We start from the raw sequence: 22,162 nt of genomic DNA, 5'->3' as shown, positions 1-22,162 counted from the left end.
CCTGAAGCAGAGCCCGCAAGCGTGGTACGGCCTCAGCCGGACGCCCGGCATTGCCCAGAGCGATGGCATGGGCGTAGTCCGCATCGGCAAGGCCGTGCCGCCGCAAAACGGTTGCCGGTGCCGCGCGCCGCCCGGGCCACCCGCGGGTCGGCCGCCGCCGATCTGGCGCGTGCCACCTCAGCCGGCGTCCACAACCGCTCCAGCCGGAGGGGTTCGGCAGCCATGAGGAGCACCTCGCGCCCCGAGCGCCAGGTCGCCGCATCGGTGACCTCGCGCTGCCGGGCCCCGTAGCGGTCGTACTCCTTACTGCGCATGGAGGCGAGCAGGACAACGTGCCGGTTCGCACCGTCGAGCATGGCGCCCACCAGGTCGGTCGTCAGCCCGCCCACGCCGAGGAACTGGTCGAACTCGTCGAACCACAGCACGCACCGACGGACCTTCGCCGCCTCGGCCGCCACGGTGTGGAGGTCTTGGCCCGGCTTCACGACGAACACTTCGTGATCGGGCAGTGCCGCGCGCATCGCCTCGTAGGCCAGCCGGGATTTCCCCGCGGTCGACTCACCGACGATCAGCACGAGCCCACCGAGTCGTAGCCTGTCGAGCAGGGCAGGGAGGCAGTCGCGCCGCACGAACTGCGGCAGTCTGTCGGACGGGGACGACGCCCCGTGTGGTGCCGCCGGGTGGATGCCGAGCGCCATCGGGTCGTTCAGTTCCCCGACGACGCACCGTTCAGCCCGTCCCGTGAGGGCAGGGCCGGCGCCGTCGACTCGCCGTCTTGCCAGCCGCCGCTCCGAAATGGCCCGCTGCGCATCGGCGGTGAACACTCCCGCCAGTGCGGCACCGGATGCCGCCAGCATCGCCGCGCCCCAGGACGGCAGCCATGCGGCACCCATCACGGCTGCCGCGGTGCCCCCTCCGGACGCACCGATCAACACTGCCCACGGACGCATCGATCGCCACAGCAATTCCGCCTCCGATGGCTGGAGATGGCGCAGCACAGCTGTCTGTCGGACTGCCATCTTCCCCACCCGGCGGACGCACAGCCAGCCCCCTGAACCACCCACCGAGGGGCCCTGCGCCTCCTGCCCCTCCGCCAAGCGGACCAGTACGGGCGGACCAGGACCAACGACCGATCGCGCGCCCGCCGGCCCGGGTTATACGTTCCTTGCACCAGCATCCGACGGGCTCTGCCAGGGGCCCGCGCGTCTCCAGAGGAACTGCCATGCGCGTCACCGGCTTCGACCACCTCGTTCTGAACGTCGCCGACATCGAGCGATCGCTCGCCTTCTACTGCGGGCCGCTCGGTCTGGAGCCCGTTCGGGTGGACGACTGGCGCGCGGGCGCGGTGTCCTTCCCTTCCGTACGCGTGAGCCCGACGACCATCATCGACCTCGTCCAGGGCCCCCGCGAGGGCTCCAATGTCGACCACCTCTGCCTGGTCGTCGAGCCTCTCGACTGGCAGGAGGTCATCGACTCGGGCGAGTTCACCGTGGTCGACGGCCCCGGCCCGCGCTTCGGCGCCCGTGGCGAGGGCCAGTCCCTGTACGTCAGCGACCCGGACGGCAACACCGTCGAACTCCGCTGGTACGCACAGGACGCCTAGAGCCTGTCCGATGGGACGTATGGCGGGTGGCCTGGCGGGTGATCTGGCGGGTCACCCGCCAGGTGGCCCGCCGGGTCCTCCGACCGATCTGCATCGGCGCCCCCGAGCTGGGGTTACCCCCACCCCCAGGCGGTGGACCACCGGATGGGCAACGGCAGGTGCCTGCGGCGATCGTGTCGTCGACGGGTTTTCCGCTTGCCCGGCGGCGAGGCCCCGGCACACAGTGCCGAAAGCCGACAGCCCGTCAGGCACTCCGGGAGGCCACCCGAAGACTCACGAAGGGGGAACAGTGGACCGTTCCATGGAGCGCGCGCTCTCGCGCCGTACGTTACTGGCCGGCGCGGCGGTTGCCGGTGCGGGAGCCGTGTGGGGAGCGGCGGGGAGGGCCGTCGCCGGCGGGCAGGGACAGCCGGTGGCGCAAGGGGCGGTGGACGCCGAGGTGGCACGCCTGAAGCGGGGGCTGATCGAACTGCGGCGGGACCTTCACCGGCATCCGGAGGGGCCGGGGCAGGAGCAGCGCACCGCCGGTGTGGTGGCCCGGGAGCTGCGGGCGGGCGGGCTGGCCGTCACCACGGGGGTGGGCGGCCACGGCGTCGTCGCCGTCCTGCGGGGCGCACGTCCGGGCCGGACCGTCGCCTACCGGGCGGACATGGATGCCGTACCGCCCAAGGACATCGTGGGGGGCGGTCCGGCTCCGGCCCATCTCTGCGGGCATGACGTCCACACCACGGTTGCCCTCGGCGTCGCACAGGTCCTGGCACGGCTGCGCCGGCACCTGGCGGGGACGGTGGTGTTCCTCTTCCAGCCTGCCGAGGAGAGCCTGTCGGGGGCCCGAGCACTGATCGGCACAGGCGTGCTGGAGCGCACCCGCGTGGCGGAGATCCACGCGCTGCACTGCGGGCCGTTCCCCGTCGGCCGGTTCGCGGTGACCCCGGGCTTCGGGATGCCGGGCCAGGACAAGGCGGAGGTGACTGTCTCCGGGCCGGACGCGCCCGATGCCGCGCGGCGACTGGCCGCCGAGATCGGCGCGCTCGCCACGGTGGCGCTGCCGCAGACTCCCGCGGACCTTGAGCGGATCGTCGCCGACGCACAGACTCCCCACGGGCCGCTGGCCGAGTTCGTGGCGATCCGGGCCCGAGCACAGGAGGCCAAAGTGACGGTGTCCTACCGCTGCTGGCCCCCGGAGCGGTACCTGGAGGTACGCCAGGACATCCACCGCCTGGCCACGTCATACCCGGGGGCCGCGCTGAGCTTCCCCGCCGAGCCGTTCCCGGCCATGGTCTGCCCGGAACGCGACGCCCGTGCGCTCGCCCGCCACCTGCGGGGCACACTCGGCCGGGACACGGTTACCGAGCTCCATGCCGCCTTCCCTCCCTTCAGCGGCGAGGACTTCGCGCTCTACTTGGACCGCGTCCCCGGCACGTTCACCTTCCTCGGCGTCCGTACCCCCGGCGCCCCCGTCACCACCAGCTACCCGCACTACCCCGGCTTCGCCCCGGACGAGCGCGCCCTCAGCGTCGGCGTACGGGCGATGGCGGGCTGGATCGCGGAGCGGACCCATCGGCCCCATCGGGCGCACGGCGGGACCGGCGGGGCAGGCGGGGCGACCGGGTAGGTCTGCCCGGCGGCTACGGGCCGAGCCGGCGGCGTGGGGCAGGATGGCTGAGCTTGGCGCAGCCCTTGCACCGCGACGTCACACTCGGCCGGCCAACAGGTCGTCCAGTTCAGCCGCGAAGAACAGGGCGGGGTCGAAGCCCATGTTGGTGAAGTGGCCGGCGAGTTCCAGGGACAGAACGCCGTGGAGCCGGGTCCAGAAGGCCAGGGCACGGTGGAGGGCCGCGGACGGGGCGGGGTGGTCGCCGGCCCAGTCCCGGTGGTCTTCGAGGTGGGCACTGAACGGAGCCGCTGGGGCGTCCGGAGCGAGCGCCGCGCACGCGTCGAGCAGAGTGCCCATGATCTCGGAGGCGATGCCGGTGATGTCCTCGGGCGCGTGGTAGCCGGGGACGGGGGTGCCGTAGATGAGGAAGTACCGCTGGGGGTCCTCCAGCGCCCAGCCGCGCAGAGCGTGGGCGAGTCCGGCCAGGTCGGCGCCGGTGGTGGAGGCCGCGCGGAGGGTCTCGGCGAGGCTCAGGTACGCCTCGCGGATGAGTTCGGTGATCAGCTCGTCGCGGCTGGCGAAGTAGCGGTAGAGCGCGGGTCCGCTCATGCCCAGCTGTTTGGCGATGGCGTTGAGGGAGAGTGCGGACGCGCCCGCCGTGGCGATCTGCTCCCAGGCGCGCTCCTTGATCTCTGCGCGCACCTGGGCGCGATAGCGCTCCCGCGGGGTCCTCGTGTCCGTCTCCCCGCCCGCGTCCGCCTTGGCCACGACCTGTCACCTTCCCCAACCGAGCGACTAAACCTTCCAGATCGAGTTAGACGCTATCACGCAACTATTGCCCCCTCACATCTCTCGGGTTATAACTTCTAACGAACCCAAGAAGCCCTACCCATGCGCGGGATGCGCAGTACCGCTGCGCCACGCGCACACCACCGAACGAGGGGAAGCCCATGGCCACCACAGCCGAGTCACCTCGGCCCCCCACAGGCCGGCCCGCTCCGCTGCCGGTGACCGTGACGCCATGGACCACGCCGAACCCTCTGGGCGCCGACGCCACACACCACGTCCGCAACGGTGACGCACCCGCCCGGTACATCCCGCCAATCCGACGACCGACGTCCCCAGACCTCAAACGCGCTTCGCCACCACCAACATCACCCGCCCACCAACCGACAAGGGAGACCTCATGCCCGACATCCCCAACGCCCGTATCCGCACCGCCCTGTTCACCGTGCCGCTCGTGGCCATCGGCGTCCTCGGCTCCGCTACCGCACCGGCCGAAGCCACCACCTCTCATCCCGCCAGGCCCCTCACCTGCCGCGGCGAAGGCGTCGCCCCCCACGCCCTCGTCCGCCATCGGACCGAGACCGTGATCCACGCCCCGCTGCGCACCATTTGGAAACTTCAGACCGACGTGGAGCGCTGGCCGTACTGGCAGAACGCCGTCACCACCATGAAACGCCTCGACCACGGCCCGTTCCGCGAAGGTTCGGCGTTCCGGTGGACCACTCCTATACCTCCCAACCCCGCGACTCCCGCCACCAGCCTCGACATCACCTCGACCGTCCAACAGCTCAAACCCCACTCCTGCATCCGCTGGACCGGCCCCGCGGTCGGCGAAGGTCTGCGCATCGAGGGCGTGCACGTGTGGAACTTCACCAGGGTCAAGGGCGGCATCCGCGTGAGCACCGAAGAGACCCACACCGGCGCCGAAGTCGAAGCCGACGTTCCCACCGCGACCAAACTCCTCCGCCAGGGCCTCGAAGCCTGGCTGCGCGACCTCAAAACCGCCGCCGAAGCCCCCAATCGGCGGCCGCCGCACTGAACCCCGCACCAGGACCGGTTCCACGTCACCACTCCCTGAAGGGACCGCACGGTCCTCCACCCTGCGGCGCGCCCGTCACTCACCTTCAACATTCACATTCAGCGAAGACCCTCAACCTGCGCTGGAAGAAGGCACCTTGGTGGCAGCGGGCTCCGGGGTTCCGTGTCGCGTGACCGCCCACAGCACGAGCCCGACACCACTGAACCCGGCACCCAGAGCACATACGGCGCCCCAGCCGGCCACCGTGTAGAGGGAGGTCGCGGCGAGGGCGCCGGTGGCGCTGCCGATCGAGTAGAAGACCATATATCCACCGATCAGCCGGCTGCCCGCGTCCGGGTGCAGCGCGTAGATCAGGGTCTGGTTGGTGACATGGACCGCCTGCACGGCGAGGTCGAGCAGGATCACCCCGACGACCAGGGCCCAGAGCGAGCTGCGCAGGAAGGCCAACGGCAGCCATGAGGCGGCGAGCAGTGCCAGGGCTATGCCGGTGGTCCGCCGGGAGAGCCCGCGGTCGTTCAGCCGGCCGGCCACCGTCGCGGCCAGGGCGCCCGCGACACCGATCAGCCCCAGCGCCCCGATCGCGCTGTGGGGCAGGAAGTACGGAGCATCGCTGAGCGGCAACGCGACGCTGCTCCACAGAGTGCTGAAGGCGGCGAAGACCAGCAGACCGAACAAGCGCAGGGCTGTCGGCGGCACGTCACGGTGGCGCGGCAGCACTCGGTACAGGACCAGGGCGAGCAGAGCGGTGAGCGACGCCGAGGCGAGGTAGACGGAGCGCCAGCCCGCGAATTCAGCCATGAGGCCGGATGCGGTGCGGGCGAGCAGGATTCCGACGACCACACCGCTGGTGACCAGACCGACCACCCGCCCGCGCCCGGCGGGAGGGGCCAGTGCTGCCGCGAAGGCCACCAGCGTCTGCGTGACGACGGCGAGAAGCCCCACCGCGGCCATGCCGATGAGCAGGATCACCGCCGTGCGGGCGGCGGCTACCACGGCCAGCGCCACCACCAGGAGCAGCAACTGGGCCACGATGAGCCGTCGGCGGTCGGCCACGTCACCCAGCGGCACGAGGAAGAAGAGCCCCAGCCCGTATCCGACATGCGTGAGGGTGACCACGCTGCCGACCAGTGCCGGGCTCATGGCGAGGTCGTGACCCATCGTCACCAGAAGCGGCTGGGAGAAGTAGACATTGGCCACGGCGGCCCCGCAGGCGACGGCGAACAACATGACGACGCCACGGGACAGGACGGGCGCGGGACCCTCCCCGCTGCGGACTTCGGTCCGTCGCGTCACAGCCTGACCCTTGCCGGGCATCATCAGCACTCCCCCACATCTGGTTTCATCTTGCTACCAGTGGCGACGGTAAGCATTTTGGTAGCATGTTGCAACCACTGAGAGAGCGAGGGACGCCATGGTGACCAGGACGCGCTTCGACGACAGCGACTGTCCCGTCGCCCGGTCGGTGGACGCGATCGGCGACTGGTGGTCCCTGCTGATCGTGCGGGACGCCTTCGACGGGAGCCGGCGCTTCGGGGAGTTCCAGCGCAGCCTCGGCGTAGCGAAGAACATCCTCACCGCGCGTCTGCGTACCCTGGTCGCCGGCGGCATCCTCGAATCCGTCCCCGCCTCGGACGGCAGCGCCTACCGCGAGTACGTACTGACGCCGAAGGGCAAGGCACTCTTCCCCGTCATCGTGGCACTGCGGCAATGGGGCGAAGAGAACTTCTTCTCCCCCGGCGAACCGCACTCACAGTTGCTCGACCGCCAACAGGGACACCGCCTCCGCCCACTGGAAGTACTGTCCGCGGACGGGCGACGGATCGACCCCGACGACACCACCGTCCACAAGGTCGCCGGCGAGTGAAACCGGGGCTCGATCCCCTCAGTGGCCATGGCCGCCGCCGTGGTCGCCGTAGCCTTGACCACCGGCCTGGCTGCCACTGCCGTGGCCGCCGCCCTGGCCCCCACTGCCGACGATCGTCCACGGCCGACGTTGCCGCAGCGCGCCGGTCCGGTCCGGGAATGCCACTCATTGAGCCGATCTCAGCGGAAATTCGACAAGGTCCTCAGAATGGGGATCGAATAACCGCCCTGGCCGGGCCCGGAAATGCCCCGGCCGGCCGATGCGTGGCCGACCGGGACATCGGGCTCAGGCGAGGTCGAACCGATCGAGGTTCATCACCTTGTCCCAGGCCGCCACGAAGTCACGCACGAACTTCTCTCCCGCGTCCCGGGACGCGTAGACCTCCGAGACGGCCCGGAGCTGCGAGTGTGAACCGAAGATCAGGTCGACGGCGGTGGCGGTCCACTTCACCTCGCCCGTGACGCGATCCCGGCCTTCGAATACGTCCTCAGACGAGGTTGACGCCTTCCACTCCGTGCGCATGTCGAGCAGGTTGGCGAAGAAGTCATTGGTCAAGGTCTCCGGCCGCTGCGTGAAGACACCATGGGAGGAGCCCGCATAGCCGGTGTTCAGGGCGCGCATACCGCCCATCAGCACCGTCATCTCGGGAGCCGTCAGCGTCAACAGGCTGGCGCGGTCCAGCAGGAGCGTCTCCGGTGACAGTTTCTCTCCCGCCCGGAGGTAGTTGCGGAACCCGTCTGCCTTGGGTTCGAGCACGGCGAACGACTCCACGTCGGTCTGCTCCTGCGAGGCGTCCGTGCGTCCAGGTGTGAACGGGACGGTGATGTCGTACCCGGCGTTCTTCGCAGCCTTCTCGACCGCCGCGCATCCGCCCAGGACGATCAGGTCCGCGAGGGACACTTTTCTTCCGCCGGTCTGTGAGCCGTTGAAGTCCTGCCGGATCTCTTCGAGGGTCCGCACCACCTCGGCCACCTCGGGCAGGTCGTTGACCTCCCAGTCCTTTTGCGGCGCGAGCCGAATCCGTGCCCCGTTGGCCCCGCCACGCTTGTCGGTGCCGCGGAAGCTCGACGCCGACGCCCAAGCGGTGGTGACCAGCTGGGAGACGGACAGTCCCGAGGAGAGGATCCTGTCCTTGAGGGCAGCGATGTCGTCGGCCGCGACCAGTTCGTGATCGACCTCGGGGACGGGGTCCTGCCAGAGCTGCGGCTCGGGAATCCACGGGCCGAGGTAGCGCGAGACGGGTCCCATGTCGCGGTGCAGCAGCTTGTACCACGCCTTGGCGAACGCCACCGCGAGCTTGTCAGGGTTCTCGTGGAAGCTCTTCGCGATCGGTCCGTAGACCGGGTCCACCTTCAGCCCGAGGTCCGTCGTCAGCATCATGGGAGCGTGCCGCTTCGACGGGTCATGAGCATCCGGCACAGTGTTCTGGGCCGCGGCATCCTTGGGAGTCCACTGCTTCGCACCGGCGGGGCTCGTCGTCAGCTCCCAGTCGTACCGGAACAAGTTGTCCAGGTACTCGTTGTCCCACTTCGTCGGCTCGGAGGTCCATGCGCCCTCGAGCCCGCTGGTCAGCGCGTCGGCGCCCTTGCCACTGCCGTGCATGTTCCGCCAGCCGAGGCCCTGCTGCTCAAGGGGACTCGCCTCGGGCTCCGGGCCGATGTACGAGGGATCGACGGCACCATGGCACTTGCCGAACGTGTGTCCGCCGACGATGAGCGCCACTGTCTCCTCGTCGTTCATCGCCATACGCCCGAAGGTCTCGCGGATGTCCCTGGCGGCAGCCATCGGATCCGGGTTGCCGTTGGGCCCCTCCGGATTGACGTAGATCAGCCCCATCTGCACGGCACCGAAGGGGCCGGTGAGTTCCCTGTCGCCGGTGTAGCGCTCATCGCCGAGCCAGGTGTCCTCGGGCCCCCAGAAGATTTCCTCGGGCTCCCAGATGTCCTCTCGTCCGAAGCCGAACCCGAACGTCTTGAACCCCATCGATTCCATGGCACAGTTGCCGGCGAAGACCAGCAGGTCGGCCCAGGAGATTTTGCGGCCGTATTTCTGCTTGACCGGCCAGAGCAAACGGCGTGCCTTGTCGAGGCTCGCGTTGTCCGGCCAGCTGTTGAGGGGGGCGAAGCGCTGAGCGCCGGCGCCGCCACCGCCCCGGCCGTCCGCGATGCGATACGTTCCCGCGGCATGCCAACTCATCCGGATGAAGAGCGGCCCGTAGTGGCCGTAGTCGGCAGGCCACCAGTCCTGCGACGTCTTCATCACCTCGAATACGTCGCGCTTCAGCGCTTCGACGTCGAGGGTCGAGAACTCCTTCGCGTAGCTGAAGTCCTCGTCCATCGGATTGGACCGGGACGAGTGCTGATGGAGAATCTGAAGGTCCAGCTGATTCGGCCACCAGTCCCGGTTCGTCCTGGGCCGGGTCGGCGTGGGGGCCGGGGAGTCGATTACTGGGTTCTCGCTTTCGCTGCCGGACACGTCCGTCCTTCTTCCTGTCTCGGTGATTCCTTCTGCTGGCTGCTTGCTTTTGCCGTTGGTTTGTCTCGTGGTGTCGAATACTGCGACCCGCGCCCACAGCGCGCCATGGCGTCCGCCGGCCGGCACCGCCTGACCGGGCCCGCGGCAGTCAACGCGGGCTACCGCGGCCGGCGAGAACCCACCCTCATGCACGACGCCGATGACCGATCCTGTGTCGGCGTCCGTATGGTCGCGCACCACAGGCCGCACCGATACGAGAACACGCTGGGCACTCTGCGTAACACGCACGCGAAGCTCACAGAAGACGCGGTCGAGGTCGAACGAGACCTCCGCGGATTGCTCGCCGATCCGGGCGTCATCGCTTTCAGGGCGAGGCGATGGTGTTCCAGACACCCCGTCAGATCGACAGCATGTTCAAAGATTCCAACGGCGACTGGGAGGTCGAGAGGGAAGGAAAGATTGCGCGTCGACGTGTCGGTCCGCATTCCCTGTGACTTGCCGGTGTCATCAATCCTGGAAATGGACTACGCGGCGGGGCTCGCTGATCATTCCGCAACACGCTTTAAGAGCTGTCCCGGGACCGAACCGCCGTTTGCCGGGGAGATGTTCTCGGCGCTGCTGGCGCGATACGGCGTCAGAGCCGTCTTGGTCAGGCCATTTCGCCGACCCGCCGTGCGAGCCGGCTGGTCAGCGACCCGAATCCGGAACCTCGCGCGGGGCGGAGGGAGCCTGGTCCCCGGGCCGGGAGACGAAGCCGGCGGTGGCGGCCAGAGTACGCAGGACCGTAGCGCCGGCGAACACTACCGAGGAGACCGGCCAGCCCATCCATCGCGTCAGTTCACCTCGCAGGTCGGGATCGACCTCGACGGTCACCCGGATGTATCTGCTCTGCAACCTGGTGACCTTGGCGGACCGAGGTGCCGAGACGTCCGGCCCGCGCCGCAATGCCGCGCGGTAGCTCTCCTTGCGCTGACTCATACCTCATCCTGACGCTTGATCAGTTCCTCCGCGAAGTCCATGTACGCCGACCCCTTGGCCTGGACCGGGTTCCCGAAAGACTGGGCGTACAGGTCGAGCCGCGCGATCTGGGTGTTCAGCACCTCGAAACCCCGCTCGGTGAGTGCCTCGCGAGCGTCCGCATCGGGCCCGGTGCGCGTGGCATCGGGACGGTTGGTGCGATTGAGCAGGACGGCCGTGCGGGCCGGCTCGGCGCGCAGGGACTGCACGTCCGCCATCTCACCGAGAATGGGTGCCATCCGGTCCAGTTCGATGGGGGCGGGGGTCACGGGCACGATCCACTCACCGGCGTACCTCATGATGCTGCGGGTGATGCGGGGATGGTCCTCCAGCTGGGGCGCATCGAGCACGACGGACTGCCGGTTGCCGAGGAAGTCGTTCACGCGCCGGTGGACGTCCCCCACCGGCAGGGCGATCACCGGAAACGGAAAGCCGCCGGCCAGCTCGCTCCAGCGCAGCGCGGAAGCGGCCGGGTCACCGTCGACCAGCAGCGGCGACAGCCCCGACTCATGAAGCGCATGGGCCAGCCACACAGCACTCGTCGTCTTTCCGACGCCGGGCTTGAGATTCACAAACGCACAACTCAAAGGCACGATAAAGGACAATAATGGGCGCGATCGTCCAGTCACGGTCGGCGCGAGGGCATGGTCGCGTGGTTCACCCGCAAGCCTCAAGGACCACGCCCCTGGGCGCGTGCCCGACCCTCGACCGGATGCCCAACCTGTCGCTTCCCCACCACCTCCTCAACAAGTCGCGGAGGGAACGGACATGCCACATGGCCGTGGGCTGCTAGGTTGCCCTGGGCGAACGTGCGTACGGGGGTTGTGCTGTGATCGGGCTGGGAGCAATAGCGGGGATCGCGGTGGTGGAGCTCGGCATGGTGCTCACGCCGGGGCCGAACATGATCTACCTGGTGTCCCGCTCGATCGCCCAGGGCCGCCGGGCGGGGCTGATCTCGCTGGCCGGGGTCTTCCTCGGCTTCCTGGTCTACCTCTTCGCGGTGTCCGCCGGTATCGCCACCGTCTTCGCACTGGTGCCGGAGATCTACCTGGCGATCAAGCTGGCCGGAGCGGGCTATCTGCTCTGGCTGGCCTGGAAGGCCGTCCGGCCGGGCGGCCGTTCGGCTGTCGCGACGCAGGAGTTGGCGCATGACGGGACCCGCAAGCTCTTCCTGATGGGCTTCCTCACCTGCCTGCTCAATCCCAAGGTGGCCATCCTCTACATCTCGCTACTGCCGCAGTTCGTCGACCCGGAGCGCGGCCATGTCGGCTTGCAGGGGCTGCTGTTGGGGCTGACCCAGATCGCGGTGGGGGTCGCGGGCAATGCCTTCTTCATCGTGACGGCCGGCTCCGTCGCCGGGTTCTTCGCCCGGCACCCGCTCTGGCAGCGCCTGCACCGCTATGTGGTGGGCACCGCGCTGGCGGGCTTCGCCGTCAAGATCGCCACCGAGCGAACGGGCGCGGCCGTCGCCCTGCGCTGACGGCCGAGAGGACGACATCCACGCGGCATTCCTCAAGTCACGAGGGATTCCTCCAGTGGGGTCACTCCTCCAGTGCTCTCGCCATGCGGTCGAGGTCGGCGAGGAGCACTGTCAGTCGCTGCGCCGGGATCGCTTCGACCATGCGCTGTTCGATGGCGTAGACGGCGGCCTGGACGGCGGCAAGGCGCGCCTTGCCCTCCTCGGTGAGGTGGGCGGGCCGGGCGCGGCCGTGGTCGGCGGTGGCGGGGCGGGTGATCAGTCCCGCTTCCTGTAGGGCCCGCAGGACGACGTTTCCGGACTGCCGGGTGACGAAGGTCGCGCGGGCGAGGTCGGCGTTGGACATGCCGGGATGCAGGGCCAGGAGTTCAAGGGTGGCGTACTGCGGCACGGTCAGGCCGTGCTCACGCAGGACCTTGTCCATGGCCCCACGGAGGGCGGCCTGGGTGCGTTTGAGCAGGTACCCCACGTGTTGTGTGACGTCTTTCGTGGGGTGCGACGAGTCGGCCGACATGTTCTCCAGCATGTCAGCATTTTGACATATGCGACGCGGTCGCCTTAGCCTCTGGCATGTCAAAGTCCTGACATTGAGTTCGAGGAGACCCATGACTGTCACCATCGACGGCCCCGACTTCGTCGCCCTGCAAGTGCGTGACCTGAACGCGGCAGCGGACTTCTGCGAGCGGCACCTCGGTCTGCGCCGGGCCGCGGTCTCGCCACCCCACGCAGTCGTCTTCGACACCAAGCCGACCCCCTTCGCCGTCCGCGAGCTCCTCCCGGGCGTCGACCTCGCCGACACCGCGCGGCCCGGACTCGGTGCGGTGCTCTGGTTCCAGACCTCCGACGCCCACCAGCTCCACGACCAGCTCGCCGCAGCCGGGGTCAAGATCCTCACTCCGATCGCGGACAGCCCCTTCGGGCCGATGTTCTCCTTCGAAGGCCCCGAGGGCTACACCCTCACCGCACACGGAGGCTGACCGCGCCCGCCGTCCCCCTCACCCCGGCCGGGCCCCTCTCACTCGCCTCCGGCATCCGGTTCCTGGCGGGCTTCAGCCGCGTGAGCTGCCGCGAGGTGAGGGCAGACGGCGGTACGGGGACGGTCCGGGCCGACCCACCAGGCCGTGTCACCGGTCACCGACGTGGCGGGACAACACATCTAGAGGTCCCGTGGCCGCACCGTCATCCGGATCCCGTCCCGTGCCCACAGCACGAACCGTTCCACCGGCGTCACTTCGTGCCCCGGCGCGGGCCGAAAGCGCAGGCGCTTGAGGAGGACGGTCAGGACGAGCTGGGCCTCGACCGTGGCCAAAGCAGCGCCCTCGCAGCTGCGTGGCCCGAACCCGAAGGGGACGTACGCGAGCCGCGGCCGCTTGGCCACCTCCTGCGGCGTGAACCGCTCGGGGTCGAACCGCTCCGGCTCGGGCCAGTACTCAGGGTTCAGATGCACCGCCCAGAACGGATAGAACACCGTCGTCCCGGCCGGGATCTCGTACGGGCCCAGAACCAGGTCCTCGGTCGTCTCGCGCGCGCCGTACGGGCCGGGCGGGAACAGGCGCATCGACTCCTTGAGCACCATCTCCAGATACGTGAGCCGCCGCAGATCACCGTATTCGGGCGTGGCGCGCTCGCCCAGCACCTGGTCCAGTTCGGCGGCGACGCGATCGGCCGCTTCGGGATGGCGACCCAGCAGGTGCAGCGTCCACGAGACGGCGACGCCGGTGGTGTGGTGGGCGGCGAGCAGCGTCACCATCACGGTGTCCCGGATCCGCGCCGGGCTCTGACCGGCCTCGACCAGCGCCCCGATCAGGTCGCTGCGGTCGGTGCGGCCGCCCGAGCGGTGCGCCGCCACCACGCGGTCGACCGTCGCGCGCAGATAGGCAAGGGCCGCCTCGGCCCGCTGCGCCGCGCGGGGGTCGGCCCGCGGCGCCTGGTAGAGCCGTCCGAGGTGCTCGGTGAGCACCTCCTCGAACGCGGCGACGACACGGTCCGTGTCGGTTTCCGCGCCGCCGAGCGCGAACCCGCAGATCATACGGAGCGACAGCGCGGTCAACTCCTTTTGCAGCTCGACGGGTTCGCCGTCGGCCTGCCCCGCCCAGCGGTCCGCGAGCTCCTGCGCCAGCTCGGTGAAGCGCGCGAAGTGCCGCTCGTGGGCCGGCCGTCCGGCGAGCACCGAGAGCAGCAGTCGGCGCCAGGGGCTGTGCTCGTCGGCGGGTAGCACTTGCAGGTTGCCGGCCTCGCACAGCGGGTCCAGGAACGCGAACAGTTCCTCGGGCCGTGTGTCGAGGTGCGCCGTGGCCTCCAGAAGCACGGGATCGGCGACCGACACGGCCGTGTCCGCGCCCGGCAGCTGGAAGCGCACGACGGGTCCGTACGCCTCGTGCAGGCGTAACTGGTACCGGTGCAGCCCGCCCGCAGCCGCAACGGCGCTCAGCCCGCCGTCCTCCTGGCGCTCGGGTCCGGGGATACGCATAACGGTGCCTCCTGTCCCAAGTCGTGTCCCAAGTCCTGCCCTCGATTCTGTTCCGAGGGGGCCTTCAACTCGGAAGCCGACATCCGGCCGCGGAGCCGCTGCGAAAACCCGTTGGCGGACCACGGCGACCACTGCTACCTTCCGGAAGGCCGTGCGAGAGAACGAGGAGGTGGTACCCGTGAACGCAGTATCGACATGGGTGCTCCCCTCCGGGGTCACGGCCGGGCGATAGGTCGTCCGGGAGCGCCGTTCAAGCGCACTCCCGAAAGGCACGACCATGCACTTCACTTCTGAACGGCACCTCGACGACGGCGTCCTCGAACGCGAATTCACCCTCGGCGAGATCCCTGGCCTCCTGTGGACGCCCGCATCCGCCTCCGCATCCGTACCGGCGCCGTTGATCCTGCTCGGCCACCCTCCGCTCGGACTGCGCACGATGTACCCCCGGCTGGCGGAGCGGGCCCGGCGCGCCGCGGCGGATGGCTTCGCCGCGGCCACCATCGAACTCCCCGGGAGCGGTGAACGGCCCGGTTGGGCCGCCGCCGAGCAGGCCCGCGCCGACCTGCGCCGGGCTATGGAGGCCGGCGAACCGGTCGGCGACAAGATCATCGACGCCCTCGTCCTCCCACTCGTCGAGAAGTCGGTCCCGGAATGGCGGGCCGCCCTGGACGCCCTCCTGTCGCTGCCCGGGATCGGTGGCCCGGTCGGGTACTCGGGGGGAGTGATCTCCATCGGCATCCGGCTCGCGGTGGTCGAGCCGCGCATCGCGGCCGCCGTTCTGTTCGCCGGGAGTCTCGTGCCCGCCGCCATGTTCGAGGAGGCCCGCCGGGTCACCGTTCCGCTGCACGTCCTGCTGCAATGGGACGACGAAGGGAATGACCGGCAGGCGGCCCTGGACCTGTTTGACGCCTTCGGCTCCAAGGAGAAGACGCTGCACGCCAACATGGGCGGGCACACCGGCGTCCCGCAGTTCGCGGGGGACGCCGCGGCCCGGTTCTTCACCCGGCATCTCCGCTAGCCGCGGGCCGGCGCCGCCAGGGCAGTAGGCGGTAGGCGGTGCCGGCTACCCCCAGGACGATCTCGGCGGTTGCCCCGCCGCAGCGCCGGACGATCTCCTCGGGTACTTCAGCGCCAGGCCACCAGCCACTGCCGTCTGCGTTGTTCGTCCCGGCCGCACGCAGCAACCACCCAAGTCTTGCCTGGCTGCGTCATGGGGGTACCCGGTTCCCTCTTCGACGACCAGCCAGGTTCTATGAGGAACTGCGGGACCGGACCTCGGTGGCACGGATTCGCGGCCACTCGCTCAGCCGGATATCCATGGCTGCGCTGACCTGATTCAAGTCTGGTCACAGGTGCCGGCTGATCGACGTGCGACCGTGACATTGTCAAATCCCCGCTGAGTGAACAGTTCCAGCGCTGCGTCAAGGAGGGTCCCCCTGGTCCGAAGCTTCTTGTGTTCCCGCAATCCGATGTGTTGAATCACGCCGCAGGCATATCGGTCACGCATGAGGCATCGAAGATTTTTCACCTCGTCGGCCACGAGCGATCGGGCACCAGTGCCAGGCCCCGGCACCCTCCCCTGGCCACACAGCCGAACTTCCCCAAGCTGCCGCCTGGGGTTGGGATCCAGGCGCGTTCAAGGCTCCTCGGCGTCCGGGTCGTAGAGAATTCGAGCCGGGCACACCAGTCGCACCGGAAGCAATGGAGGCACAGGCAAACCCTTTGCCGCCATAATGAAAGTGTCGATATTTGCGAAATCTTTAACGGCGATTGACTAATCATTTAACCTGGATGCTTGATCTCTATTGCAGCCCGGGCTTTACTGGTGAGGATAACCCATGCGCAATCTCCCTTCCGGAGAGAGGCCCCAATGAGTTTTCCGTCGATTAAGTTATCTCTTTTCGCTTCCATTACTCCGAACCCGGTGACCACGTCGACAATTCAGCCACCCCTCTCCGCGCTCTCACATTCCGGGTAAACCCCGAGGGTAAAGCGCGGCGGTGGACACGAGCCGGGGCGCCGGCGCGGGACGACACGGTACACATGGGAGCGATAGATATGGGCAACAACATTATTACTGTCCTCGTGGTCGAGAACCAGACCCTTCTCAGGGAGGCACTCTGCGACGTGCTGGCGGCCCAGCCGGACATCGAGATCGTTGGCGGTGTCCCCAATAACGAAGGCGCCATACGCATGGCGGCCGAAACGCGTCCCGAAATCGTCCTGCTGGACGGTGCTGAGCCGCACGAGATCATCAGCCAGGTTGCCGCATTACGGAGGGCGTCTCCGGAGTCGCACTGCATCGTCCTGACGTCTTTCCATCACCCCGAACTCATCAAACACGCGCTGCGGCTGCATGTGAGCGGATTCTTGACGAAAAGCCTTACCCGGGAAGAAGTAATATCCGCTATCCGCAGCGTCAGCCGTCATCCTGACCAAATATTGTTAGCCGTTCCCAGGGAAAGCCTCGCGGCCGCACGGCAGGACGTGGGGGTGCACCTTTCCTCACGAGAGTTACAGATCATGGAGAATGTGGCACAGGGGCTCAGCAATGGCCAGATAGCCAGTCGGCTGGACATCACCGAGGCCACCGTGAAACGCCATCTACGAAACATCTTCGAAAAACTGGGAGCCGTTTCCCGTATCGATGCAGTCAACAAGGCGAAGTCGATGCTCGTTCTCGGATTCTCCGCGAACCTCAACGGCATGGGGCGGCGGATGAAGGAGGAGGGCGCCGGACAGGGTGGCATACGCGGAAATATGCGCACAAACAGGCACCAGTACGTGGTGCCGCACCGTGCGGCACTGCGGGTGCCAGTGGGTTCCTGACATATGGAACACGTCGGGCCGTTCTTTCCGGGCCCTGGGAGAGGGACGGAGAAGAACGGCCCGACGCGCATCAGCGGGTAAGGCAGGCACTCATAGGCGCTTGACCGCGTGCAGGATGTACTCGTCCCGGTCCAGCGGATCGGGTCCCGCAGGCCGGGGCCGTGCGGGGAAACTGCCGCTGACCGGCCTGTGACCGTGCAGCTGGGACAGGAATACGCCTTCACCATTGGTGAGTGAGGGGATACGCCGGCCGAGCTCATGGACGCGACTGGAGGGCAGGGTGCCCTCCAGCAAGAACGCGTCCCCCCGGACCAGGGGGACTTCAGGAGTGGCACCCAGCTCCGCCAGATTCGCCAGGACAGTGCTCAGCACGGCGGTCGGGATCTCCAGCTCGAAGGCGCTGACCGGCTCATACACCTGCGTCCCCGCCTGCTTGAGCGCACTCATCAGGACCAGGGGCGTCACCTTGCGGAAGTCGTCCGCCGCGCTGACCGGGCTGGCGAAGCCGGAGCGGTTCAAGGTGACGACGACGTCGGTGACCTGCCAGCCGTGCAGCCCGTGCTGCAGGGTGGTGTGCACCGTCTCCTCGATGGCCTTGTGGAACGCCCCCGGCAGCGAGCCTCGTTCGACCTCAAGGCGGAAGTCGATGCCGCTGCCCTCCTCGCCGGGCTCCACCCGCAGTCCCACCGTTGCCCAGAAGTAGTTGAGCTTGCGCAGATCCCACTCCTCCAGCGCCTCACCGACTCCGGCAGGCTTCTCGATGCAGACGGTCCGGGACTCCTGGAAGACGGCCCGGACACCGAAGGACTCGGCGAGCGTGGTGTGGATGATGTCCTTCTGCACCTCCCCGTACAGGCGGAGCACCGTCCCGTGCGCGCTCTCCTCGTCCTGCCGCAGCTCGATGGACGGGTCCTGCTCGCTCAGCATCCGCAGGGCGGCGTGCAGCCGGCCCGCATCCGCCGGGCACTCGGGCCGGACCACCGTCTCAAGGTTGGGTGGGGCGAAGAAGTTCCGCGGCGGCGGCTCCTCGCGGTAGCCGGCGCGGTCGCCGATCCGGACGTCCTTCAGCCCCCAGACCTTGGCGATGTCCCCGGCCGACGCCCGGGCCTCGACGGTGGCGGAGCCGTGCTCGTAGACCCGCAGCGAGGTGATCTTGCCGGGGTGCTCGGTCACCTGGCCCGCATGGTCGGTGCGGTGCAGCGTGACATGGTCGCGGGTGGCCAGCGAGCCCGATCGCAGCCGTAGGTAGGCGATGGACTCCCCCCGCGGGCCGCGCTCGACCTTGAAGACGGTGCCGAGCAGGGGTGCCTCGTCCTCGCCCTCGTGCACCGCGGGCAGGAACTCCCGGATGCCGCCCAGCAGTTCGACCAGGCCCTCGCCCTTCAGTGCCGAGCCGAAGAACACCGGGTACACCTGGCCGTGCGCGGTCTGCCGGGCCAGTTCCTCGGCGTACTCCTTGTCGGTCAGCCGCGCTCCGCCGTCCAGGTCCAGATAGGAGGTGAGGAACGCGTCATCGTGCAGGGACAGCAACTCGCCGAGTTCGGTGGCGAACACCGGGTCGTCGGGACGGCGCGGGATCGTCCGCGCGGCAGGGGTGCCGATGTCCGTTACGGCGGACACCGCCACCGCGGACGGCGTGAGCCGTTTCGCGATCTCCTCCAGAACGCCGCCGTAGCGCGCGCCGCGACGGTCGATCTTGTTGACGAAGATCAGGGTGGGAATCCGCAGCCGCCGCAGCGTCCGCATCAGGATACGGGTCTGCGGCTGCACTCCCTCCACGGCCGAGACGACCAGCACGACGCCGTCGAGCACGCCGAGTGCCCGCTCCACCTCTGCGATGAAGTCCGAGTGGCCGGGAGTATCAATGAGGTTGACCTTCAGTCCGTCGGTGACGAAGGTGGCCACGGCGGACCGGATGGTGATACCACGGCGCCGCTCCAGCTCCATGGAGTCGGTCTGTGTGGTTCCGGCGTCCACGCTCCCGAACTCAGCGATCGCGCCGGTGTGGTGCAGCAGCCGTTCGGTGAGGGAAGTCTTTCCCGCGTCAACGTGCGCAAGGATTCCCAGGTTCAGCTTCTTCTTCATAGAGACTCTTTGATGTCCTGAATGTCGTCATGTGGTCCTCTTCCTTGTGGGGGTGGATGGTTGCCTGCCGCATCGCTCGATCTTCTCCGTTCGCCGCTGTAGCTGCTGGTCCGGCTGGTGCAGTCGATATCCCCAGCCGACGTACGGGCCTGAGCACCACTCGGCGGGGCCCCGTGACCGCGCCTGCCGGGGCACATGCCCCGGCAGGCGCGGTCACGGTAACAAAAGCCTTGTCGCAGGTCAGGGCTTGACGGCGACAATCAGCCAGTCGCCGAGGAGATTGTCGATGCGCTCCGCCTGCCGGATCGTGAATCCGGCCTCCTCCACGGACGCCCGGTACTCCGCCACGCTTGAGGAGGAGCTGTCCCCACGGATCAGCCCGTGGTTGAGGCGCTGCAGGACGTCGTGGGCGTTCTCGGACGCGGGGTCGGTCATCAGGTCGTAGATCACCAGGGCGCCGCCCGGACGCAACGCACCGTGGATCCGACGCAGCAGCGCACGCCGCTGCGGGAAGGGCCAATCGGGCAACACATGCCCGATGACCACCGCATCGGCCGCGGGCAGCGGATCGGTGCGGAAGTCGCCTCCCTGGAAGCGGACCCGCCCGTCCAGGCCACGGTCGGCCACCAACTCCGCGCACAGCGGCGCCAGCGCCGGCAAGTCGAAGACCGTGCCCGACAGGTGTGGGTGGGCCAGTGCCAGGCGGGTCGCCAGATTTCCGCGCGCGCCGCCGATGTCGACGAAGGAGCCGTACGGGCCCCAGTCGACGCGGCGCGCGAGCTCGTCGGCGGTAAAGGTGGTGAAGGTGTCGAAATGCGCCATGATCTGACGGGCGCGTTCGAGGTCCGCGTAGTGCTGGGGATACGCCTCCGGGCCATGTGCCTCAGCGCCCGAGCCCGCCTCGCCCTCGCGCAGCGCCGTGGTGAGCCCGGCCCACACGTGGTAGTGCTTGCGGGCGTGCTGCAGGACGCTTCCGCCGAGGTACTCGGGTGCACCGGGCACCAGGAACGCGGTCGCCGTCGCGGAATTACGGTAACTGCGCGGAGCGCCGTCGTCCGTCTCCAGCAGCCCCACGGCAACCAGGGCGTCGAGGAAATCCGTCGCCAACGGGTGGGCCAGGGACAGCTTCCGGCGGACCTCGTCCACGGTCGACGGGCCGCCGGCGAGCAGTTCGAAGAGGCCCAGCTCCACTGCCGTGTGCAGGACCTTGGCTTGGTGGTAGGCGGTGTTGAGCTGGAGAAGCGAGCGGGCCTGCTCGACCGAGGCGAGTGGTGAGATGGGCATGGGGCTCCTTGGCCTGAGGTGATCACGGGGGGACGAGCGTGCTGGGGACACGACGCGTTACGGCGTTGGTGCGCCGAACCAGGCGTGCAACGCCTCGGTCAGACCGTCCACTCCGCCACCGGGCGTACCGGCCCAGCAGACGTACCCGTCGGGACGGATGAGCAGCGCCGTGAATTCGGCGGAAGCGGCGCCGGGCGCCCGGACCGCGTTCACCGGGACGAGAGCGACCCGGTCCTTCCAGCCGGCGGCCGCGTCGGCCTGGCCGCGGTCCGGCGGCAGGGTGAGCAGCACCCCCCGGGCCTCGTGGAAGAAGGAGCTGAGCCTGCGGCTGCCCTCGCCGGTGTCCAGCAGCAGGTCCGGAACCCGTCGACCGGTCAGCGGATGCTCGCCGGGGATGTCGTAGCGCACGTCCAGCGCCGAAATCAGGCCTGCCAGATAGCGGTTGGTCTCCGGTACGTGCAACAACTCGATCATCAGTTCCCGCAGTCCCTCGAACCGCGGGTCGGGATCGATGAGGACGGCCTGGGCCCGGGTGTTGCGCAGCACGCCCGCCGCGACGGGGCGCCGCTCGGACTCGTAGGTGTCCAACAGCCCCTCCGGGGCCGTGCCGGCGAGGGTCGCGCCCAGCTTCCAGCCGAGGTTGACGGCGTCCTGGAAACCGAGGTTGAGGCCCTGGCCCCCGGCGGGGAGGTGGATATGGCCGGCGTCACCGGCCAGCAGCACCCGTCCGTCCCGGTAGCGGGTGGCCTGCCGCGAGGTGTCGGTGAGCCGGGAGAGCCATCGGACGTCGTGCATGCCGAAGTCGCTGCCGGCCACTTCGGTCAGCGCGGCTCGTACGTCGTCCTCGGTCACGGCGGCGTGCCGGTCGGCGTAGGGGCGGTCGAAGAAGGCGACCGTTGCCCGGAAGATGCCGGGCTCCAGCGGGAAGGCCGCGAACCAGGCGCGCAGATCGTGCCGCATCACGCCGTAGGGCCGCATGGGCCCCATGCCCTCGCCGTGCGGCAGCTCATCGCGGAATCGGGCGTCCGCGATCACCGCGAACATATGGGGCTCCTGGCCGGGGAAGTCGATGCCCAGCAGCTTGCGGACGGTGCTGCCGCCCCCGTCGCACCCCACCAAGTACGCGGCACCGACCTCGTACGGCCCGTCCGGCCCCTCGACGGTGACGGTCACGCCGTGCTCGTCCTGCGTCAGGGCGGTCAGGGCGTGGCCCCGGCGCAGCTGTGCGCCCAGTTGCCGGGCCCGCTCGGTCAGCAGCTGCTCGGTGCGGACCTGCGGAACGAACAGGGCGTAGGGATGCAGGGTGTCGAAGGACTCGAACCGCAGCGGTACACCGAGACTGGCGAAGTTGCCGCCGCGCAGCTTCGGGGCGTCCCGCAGAAACTCGGCGGCCAGACCGCGCATCTCCAGCAGTTCCATGGTGCGCGCGTGGACCCCCAACGCCTTGGAGAAATCCACCGGTTGTGCGAGGCGTTCCAGCACCAGGGTTCGCGCACCGGCCAGTTGCAGCTCACAGGCGAGCATCAGACCGGTCGGTCCGGCGCCTGCCACCACCACGTCGTACTCCACCACGGCCCTCCTCATGCAGGGATTTGGGTTTCCGCGATGCATGCTCGCCCCGCGGCTTAGAGCCGCC

20 protein-coding genes are annotated in these 22,162 nt (G+C 68.8%); 8 read left to right on the top strand and 12 right to left on the bottom strand.

Features of this window, described 5'->3' with window-relative positions; genetic code table 11:
• Window positions 1-32: 32 nt before the first annotated feature.
• Window positions 33-1,019, bottom strand: a complete 987-nt coding sequence (locus ACZ4XD_RS21380) for a hypothetical protein (protein ID WP_468044269.1) — start codon at window positions 1,017-1,019, stop codon at window positions 33-35.
• Between the two features lie 203 nt (window positions 1,020-1,222).
• Between ACZ4XD_RS21380 and ACZ4XD_RS21375 the strand changes: the two genes are divergently transcribed.
• On the top strand, window positions 1,223-1,603 hold the full coding sequence (locus tag ACZ4XD_RS21375; protein ID WP_468044267.1) for a VOC family protein: 381 nt from the start codon (window positions 1,223-1,225) through the stop codon (window positions 1,601-1,603).
• Between the two features lie 301 nt (window positions 1,604-1,904).
• Window positions 1,905-3,218: a M20 metallopeptidase family protein gene (locus tag ACZ4XD_RS21370; protein ID WP_468044316.1), complete on the top strand. Its 1,314-nt coding sequence runs from the start codon at window positions 1,905-1,907 to the stop codon at window positions 3,216-3,218.
• Between the two features lie 78 nt (window positions 3,219-3,296).
• On the opposite strand, the gene ACZ4XD_RS21365 is transcribed toward ACZ4XD_RS21370, so the two are convergent.
• A complete protein-coding gene (locus ACZ4XD_RS21365) occupies window positions 3,297-3,968 on the bottom strand; it encodes a TetR/AcrR family transcriptional regulator (protein ID WP_468044265.1) in 672 nt (223 codons plus the stop codon).
• A 418-nt stretch (window positions 3,969-4,386) separates the two neighbouring features.
• Here ACZ4XD_RS21365 and ACZ4XD_RS21360 point away from each other — a divergent pair, with 418 nt between their 5' ends.
• On the top strand, window positions 4,387-5,025 hold the full coding sequence (locus ACZ4XD_RS21360) for an SRPBCC family protein (RefSeq protein ID WP_468044263.1): 639 nt from the start codon (window positions 4,387-4,389) through the stop codon (window positions 5,023-5,025).
• Between the two features lie 111 nt (window positions 5,026-5,136).
• Here the strand turns inward: ACZ4XD_RS21360 and ACZ4XD_RS21355 are convergent, their stop codons facing one another.
• Window positions 5,137-6,339, bottom strand: a complete 1,203-nt coding sequence (locus tag ACZ4XD_RS21355; RefSeq protein ID WP_468044314.1) for an MFS transporter — start codon at window positions 6,337-6,339, stop codon at window positions 5,137-5,139.
• A gap of 97 nt (window positions 6,340-6,436) precedes the next feature.
• Between ACZ4XD_RS21355 and ACZ4XD_RS21350 the strand changes: the two genes are divergently transcribed.
• A complete protein-coding gene (locus ACZ4XD_RS21350) occupies window positions 6,437-6,889 on the top strand; it encodes a winged helix-turn-helix transcriptional regulator (RefSeq protein ID WP_468044261.1) in 453 nt (150 codons plus the stop codon).
• Window positions 6,890-6,907: 18 nt separating this feature from the next.
• On the opposite strand, the gene ACZ4XD_RS21345 is transcribed toward ACZ4XD_RS21350, so the two are convergent.
• From ACZ4XD_RS21345 to ACZ4XD_RS21330, 4 genes are all read right to left on the bottom strand, one after another.
• Window positions 6,908-7,054: a hypothetical protein gene (locus ACZ4XD_RS21345; protein ID WP_468044259.1), complete on the bottom strand. Its 147-nt coding sequence runs from the start codon at window positions 7,052-7,054 to the stop codon at window positions 6,908-6,910.
• A 120-nt stretch (window positions 7,055-7,174) separates the two neighbouring features.
• Window positions 7,175-9,364, bottom strand: a complete 2,190-nt coding sequence (gene katG / locus ACZ4XD_RS21340; RefSeq protein ID WP_468044257.1) for a catalase/peroxidase HPI — start codon at window positions 9,362-9,364, stop codon at window positions 7,175-7,177.
• 687 nt (window positions 9,365-10,051) lie between these two features.
• A complete protein-coding gene (locus tag ACZ4XD_RS21335; RefSeq protein WP_468044255.1) occupies window positions 10,052-10,342 on the bottom strand; it encodes a hypothetical protein in 291 nt (96 codons plus the stop codon).
• A complete protein-coding gene (locus ACZ4XD_RS21330) occupies window positions 10,339-10,953 on the bottom strand; it encodes a nucleotide-binding protein (RefSeq protein WP_468044253.1) in 615 nt (204 codons plus the stop codon). The genes ACZ4XD_RS21335 and ACZ4XD_RS21330 overlap by 4 nt, the downstream gene beginning before the upstream one ends.
• Window positions 10,954-11,210: 257 nt before the next feature.
• Here ACZ4XD_RS21330 and ACZ4XD_RS21325 point away from each other — a divergent pair, with 257 nt between their 5' ends.
• Window positions 11,211-11,861 carry a LysE family translocator gene (locus ACZ4XD_RS21325; protein ID WP_468044251.1) on the top strand — a complete coding sequence of 217 codons (651 nt, stop codon included), beginning with the start codon at window positions 11,211-11,213 and terminating at the stop codon, window positions 11,859-11,861.
• Between the two features lie 61 nt (window positions 11,862-11,922).
• Here the strand turns inward: ACZ4XD_RS21325 and ACZ4XD_RS21320 are convergent, their stop codons facing one another.
• The gene (locus ACZ4XD_RS21320) at window positions 11,923-12,384 is read right to left on the bottom strand and encodes a MarR family winged helix-turn-helix transcriptional regulator (RefSeq protein WP_468044250.1); all 462 of its coding nucleotides are present in this window, start codon (window positions 12,382-12,384) and stop codon (window positions 11,923-11,925) included.
• Window positions 12,385-12,463: 79 nt separating this feature from the next.
• Between ACZ4XD_RS21320 and ACZ4XD_RS21315 the strand changes: the two genes are divergently transcribed.
• Entirely contained in the window at window positions 12,464-12,835 is a 372-nt protein-coding gene (locus ACZ4XD_RS21315; RefSeq protein ID WP_468044248.1) for a VOC family protein, read from the top strand.
• A gap of 179 nt (window positions 12,836-13,014) precedes the next feature.
• Here the strand turns inward: ACZ4XD_RS21315 and ACZ4XD_RS21310 are convergent, their stop codons facing one another.
• The gene (locus ACZ4XD_RS21310) at window positions 13,015-14,328 is read right to left on the bottom strand and encodes a cytochrome P450 (RefSeq protein ID WP_468044247.1); all 1,314 of its coding nucleotides are present in this window, start codon (window positions 14,326-14,328) and stop codon (window positions 13,015-13,017) included.
• A 277-nt stretch (window positions 14,329-14,605) separates the two neighbouring features.
• On the opposite strand from ACZ4XD_RS21310, the gene ACZ4XD_RS21305 reads away from it, so the two are divergent.
• Window positions 14,606-15,346, top strand: a complete 741-nt coding sequence (locus tag ACZ4XD_RS21305; protein WP_468044246.1) for a dienelactone hydrolase family protein — start codon at window positions 14,606-14,608, stop codon at window positions 15,344-15,346.
• A 1,040-nt stretch (window positions 15,347-16,386) separates the two neighbouring features.
• The gene (locus ACZ4XD_RS21300; RefSeq protein ID WP_468044244.1) at window positions 16,387-17,157 is read left to right on the top strand and encodes a LuxR C-terminal-related transcriptional regulator; all 771 of its coding nucleotides are present in this window, start codon (window positions 16,387-16,389) and stop codon (window positions 17,155-17,157) included.
• A gap of 90 nt (window positions 17,158-17,247) precedes the next feature.
• Here ACZ4XD_RS21300 and otr(A) read toward each other — a convergent pair whose 3' ends face one another.
• From otr(A) to ACZ4XD_RS21285, 3 genes are all read right to left on the bottom strand, one after another.
• A complete protein-coding gene (gene otr(A) / locus ACZ4XD_RS21295; protein ID WP_468044242.1) occupies window positions 17,248-19,242 on the bottom strand; it encodes a tetracycline resistance ribosomal protection protein Otr(A) in 1,995 nt (664 codons plus the stop codon).
• A 240-nt stretch (window positions 19,243-19,482) separates the two neighbouring features.
• Entirely contained in the window at window positions 19,483-20,526 is a 1,044-nt protein-coding gene (locus ACZ4XD_RS21290; protein WP_468044240.1) for a methyltransferase, read from the bottom strand.
• Between the two features lie 57 nt (window positions 20,527-20,583).
• Window positions 20,584-22,098, bottom strand: coding sequence for an FAD-dependent monooxygenase (locus tag ACZ4XD_RS21285; RefSeq protein WP_468044238.1), 1,515 nt, complete (start codon window positions 22,096-22,098; stop codon window positions 20,584-20,586).
• Window positions 22,099-22,162 lie beyond the last annotated feature (64 nt).

It is taken from the genome of Streptomyces sp. NPDC029466 (assembly GCF_055574515.1).
This window is presented reverse-complemented; position numbering and strand designations above follow the sequence as displayed.

Coding starts and splice junctions, on each gene's coding strand:
- ACZ4XD_RS21355 (WP_468044314.1), bottom strand. CDS start 6,339: ATGCCCGGCAAGGGTCAGGCTGTGACGCGACGGACCGAAGTCCGCAGC.
- ACZ4XD_RS21375 (WP_468044267.1), top strand. CDS start 1,223: ATGCGCGTCACCGGCTTCGACCACCTCGTTCTGAACGTCGCCGACATC.
- ACZ4XD_RS21370 (WP_468044316.1), top strand. CDS start 1,905: ATGGAGCGCGCGCTCTCGCGCCGTACGTTACTGGCCGGCGCGGCGGTT.
- ACZ4XD_RS21300 (WP_468044244.1), top strand. CDS start 16,387: ATGGGCAACAACATTATTACTGTCCTCGTGGTCGAGAACCAGACCCTT.
- ACZ4XD_RS21380 (WP_468044269.1), bottom strand. CDS start 1,019: ATGGCAGTCCGACAGACAGCTGTGCTGCGCCATCTCCAGCCATCGGAG.
- ACZ4XD_RS21310 (WP_468044247.1), bottom strand. CDS start 14,328: ATGCGTATCCCCGGACCCGAGCGCCAGGAGGACGGCGGGCTGAGCGCC.
- ACZ4XD_RS21350 (WP_468044261.1), top strand. CDS start 6,437: ATGGTGACCAGGACGCGCTTCGACGACAGCGACTGTCCCGTCGCCCGG.
- ACZ4XD_RS21305 (WP_468044246.1), top strand. CDS start 14,606: ATGCACTTCACTTCTGAACGGCACCTCGACGACGGCGTCCTCGAACGC.
- ACZ4XD_RS21320 (WP_468044250.1), bottom strand. CDS start 12,384: ATGCTGGAGAACATGTCGGCCGACTCGTCGCACCCCACGAAAGACGTC.
- ACZ4XD_RS21315 (WP_468044248.1), top strand. CDS start 12,464: ATGACTGTCACCATCGACGGCCCCGACTTCGTCGCCCTGCAAGTGCGT.
- ACZ4XD_RS21360 (WP_468044263.1), top strand. CDS start 4,387: ATGCCCGACATCCCCAACGCCCGTATCCGCACCGCCCTGTTCACCGTG.
- ACZ4XD_RS21290 (WP_468044240.1), bottom strand. CDS start 20,526: ATGCCCATCTCACCACTCGCCTCGGTCGAGCAGGCCCGCTCGCTTCTC.
- ACZ4XD_RS21335 (WP_468044255.1), bottom strand. CDS start 10,342: ATGAGTCAGCGCAAGGAGAGCTACCGCGCGGCATTGCGGCGCGGGCCG.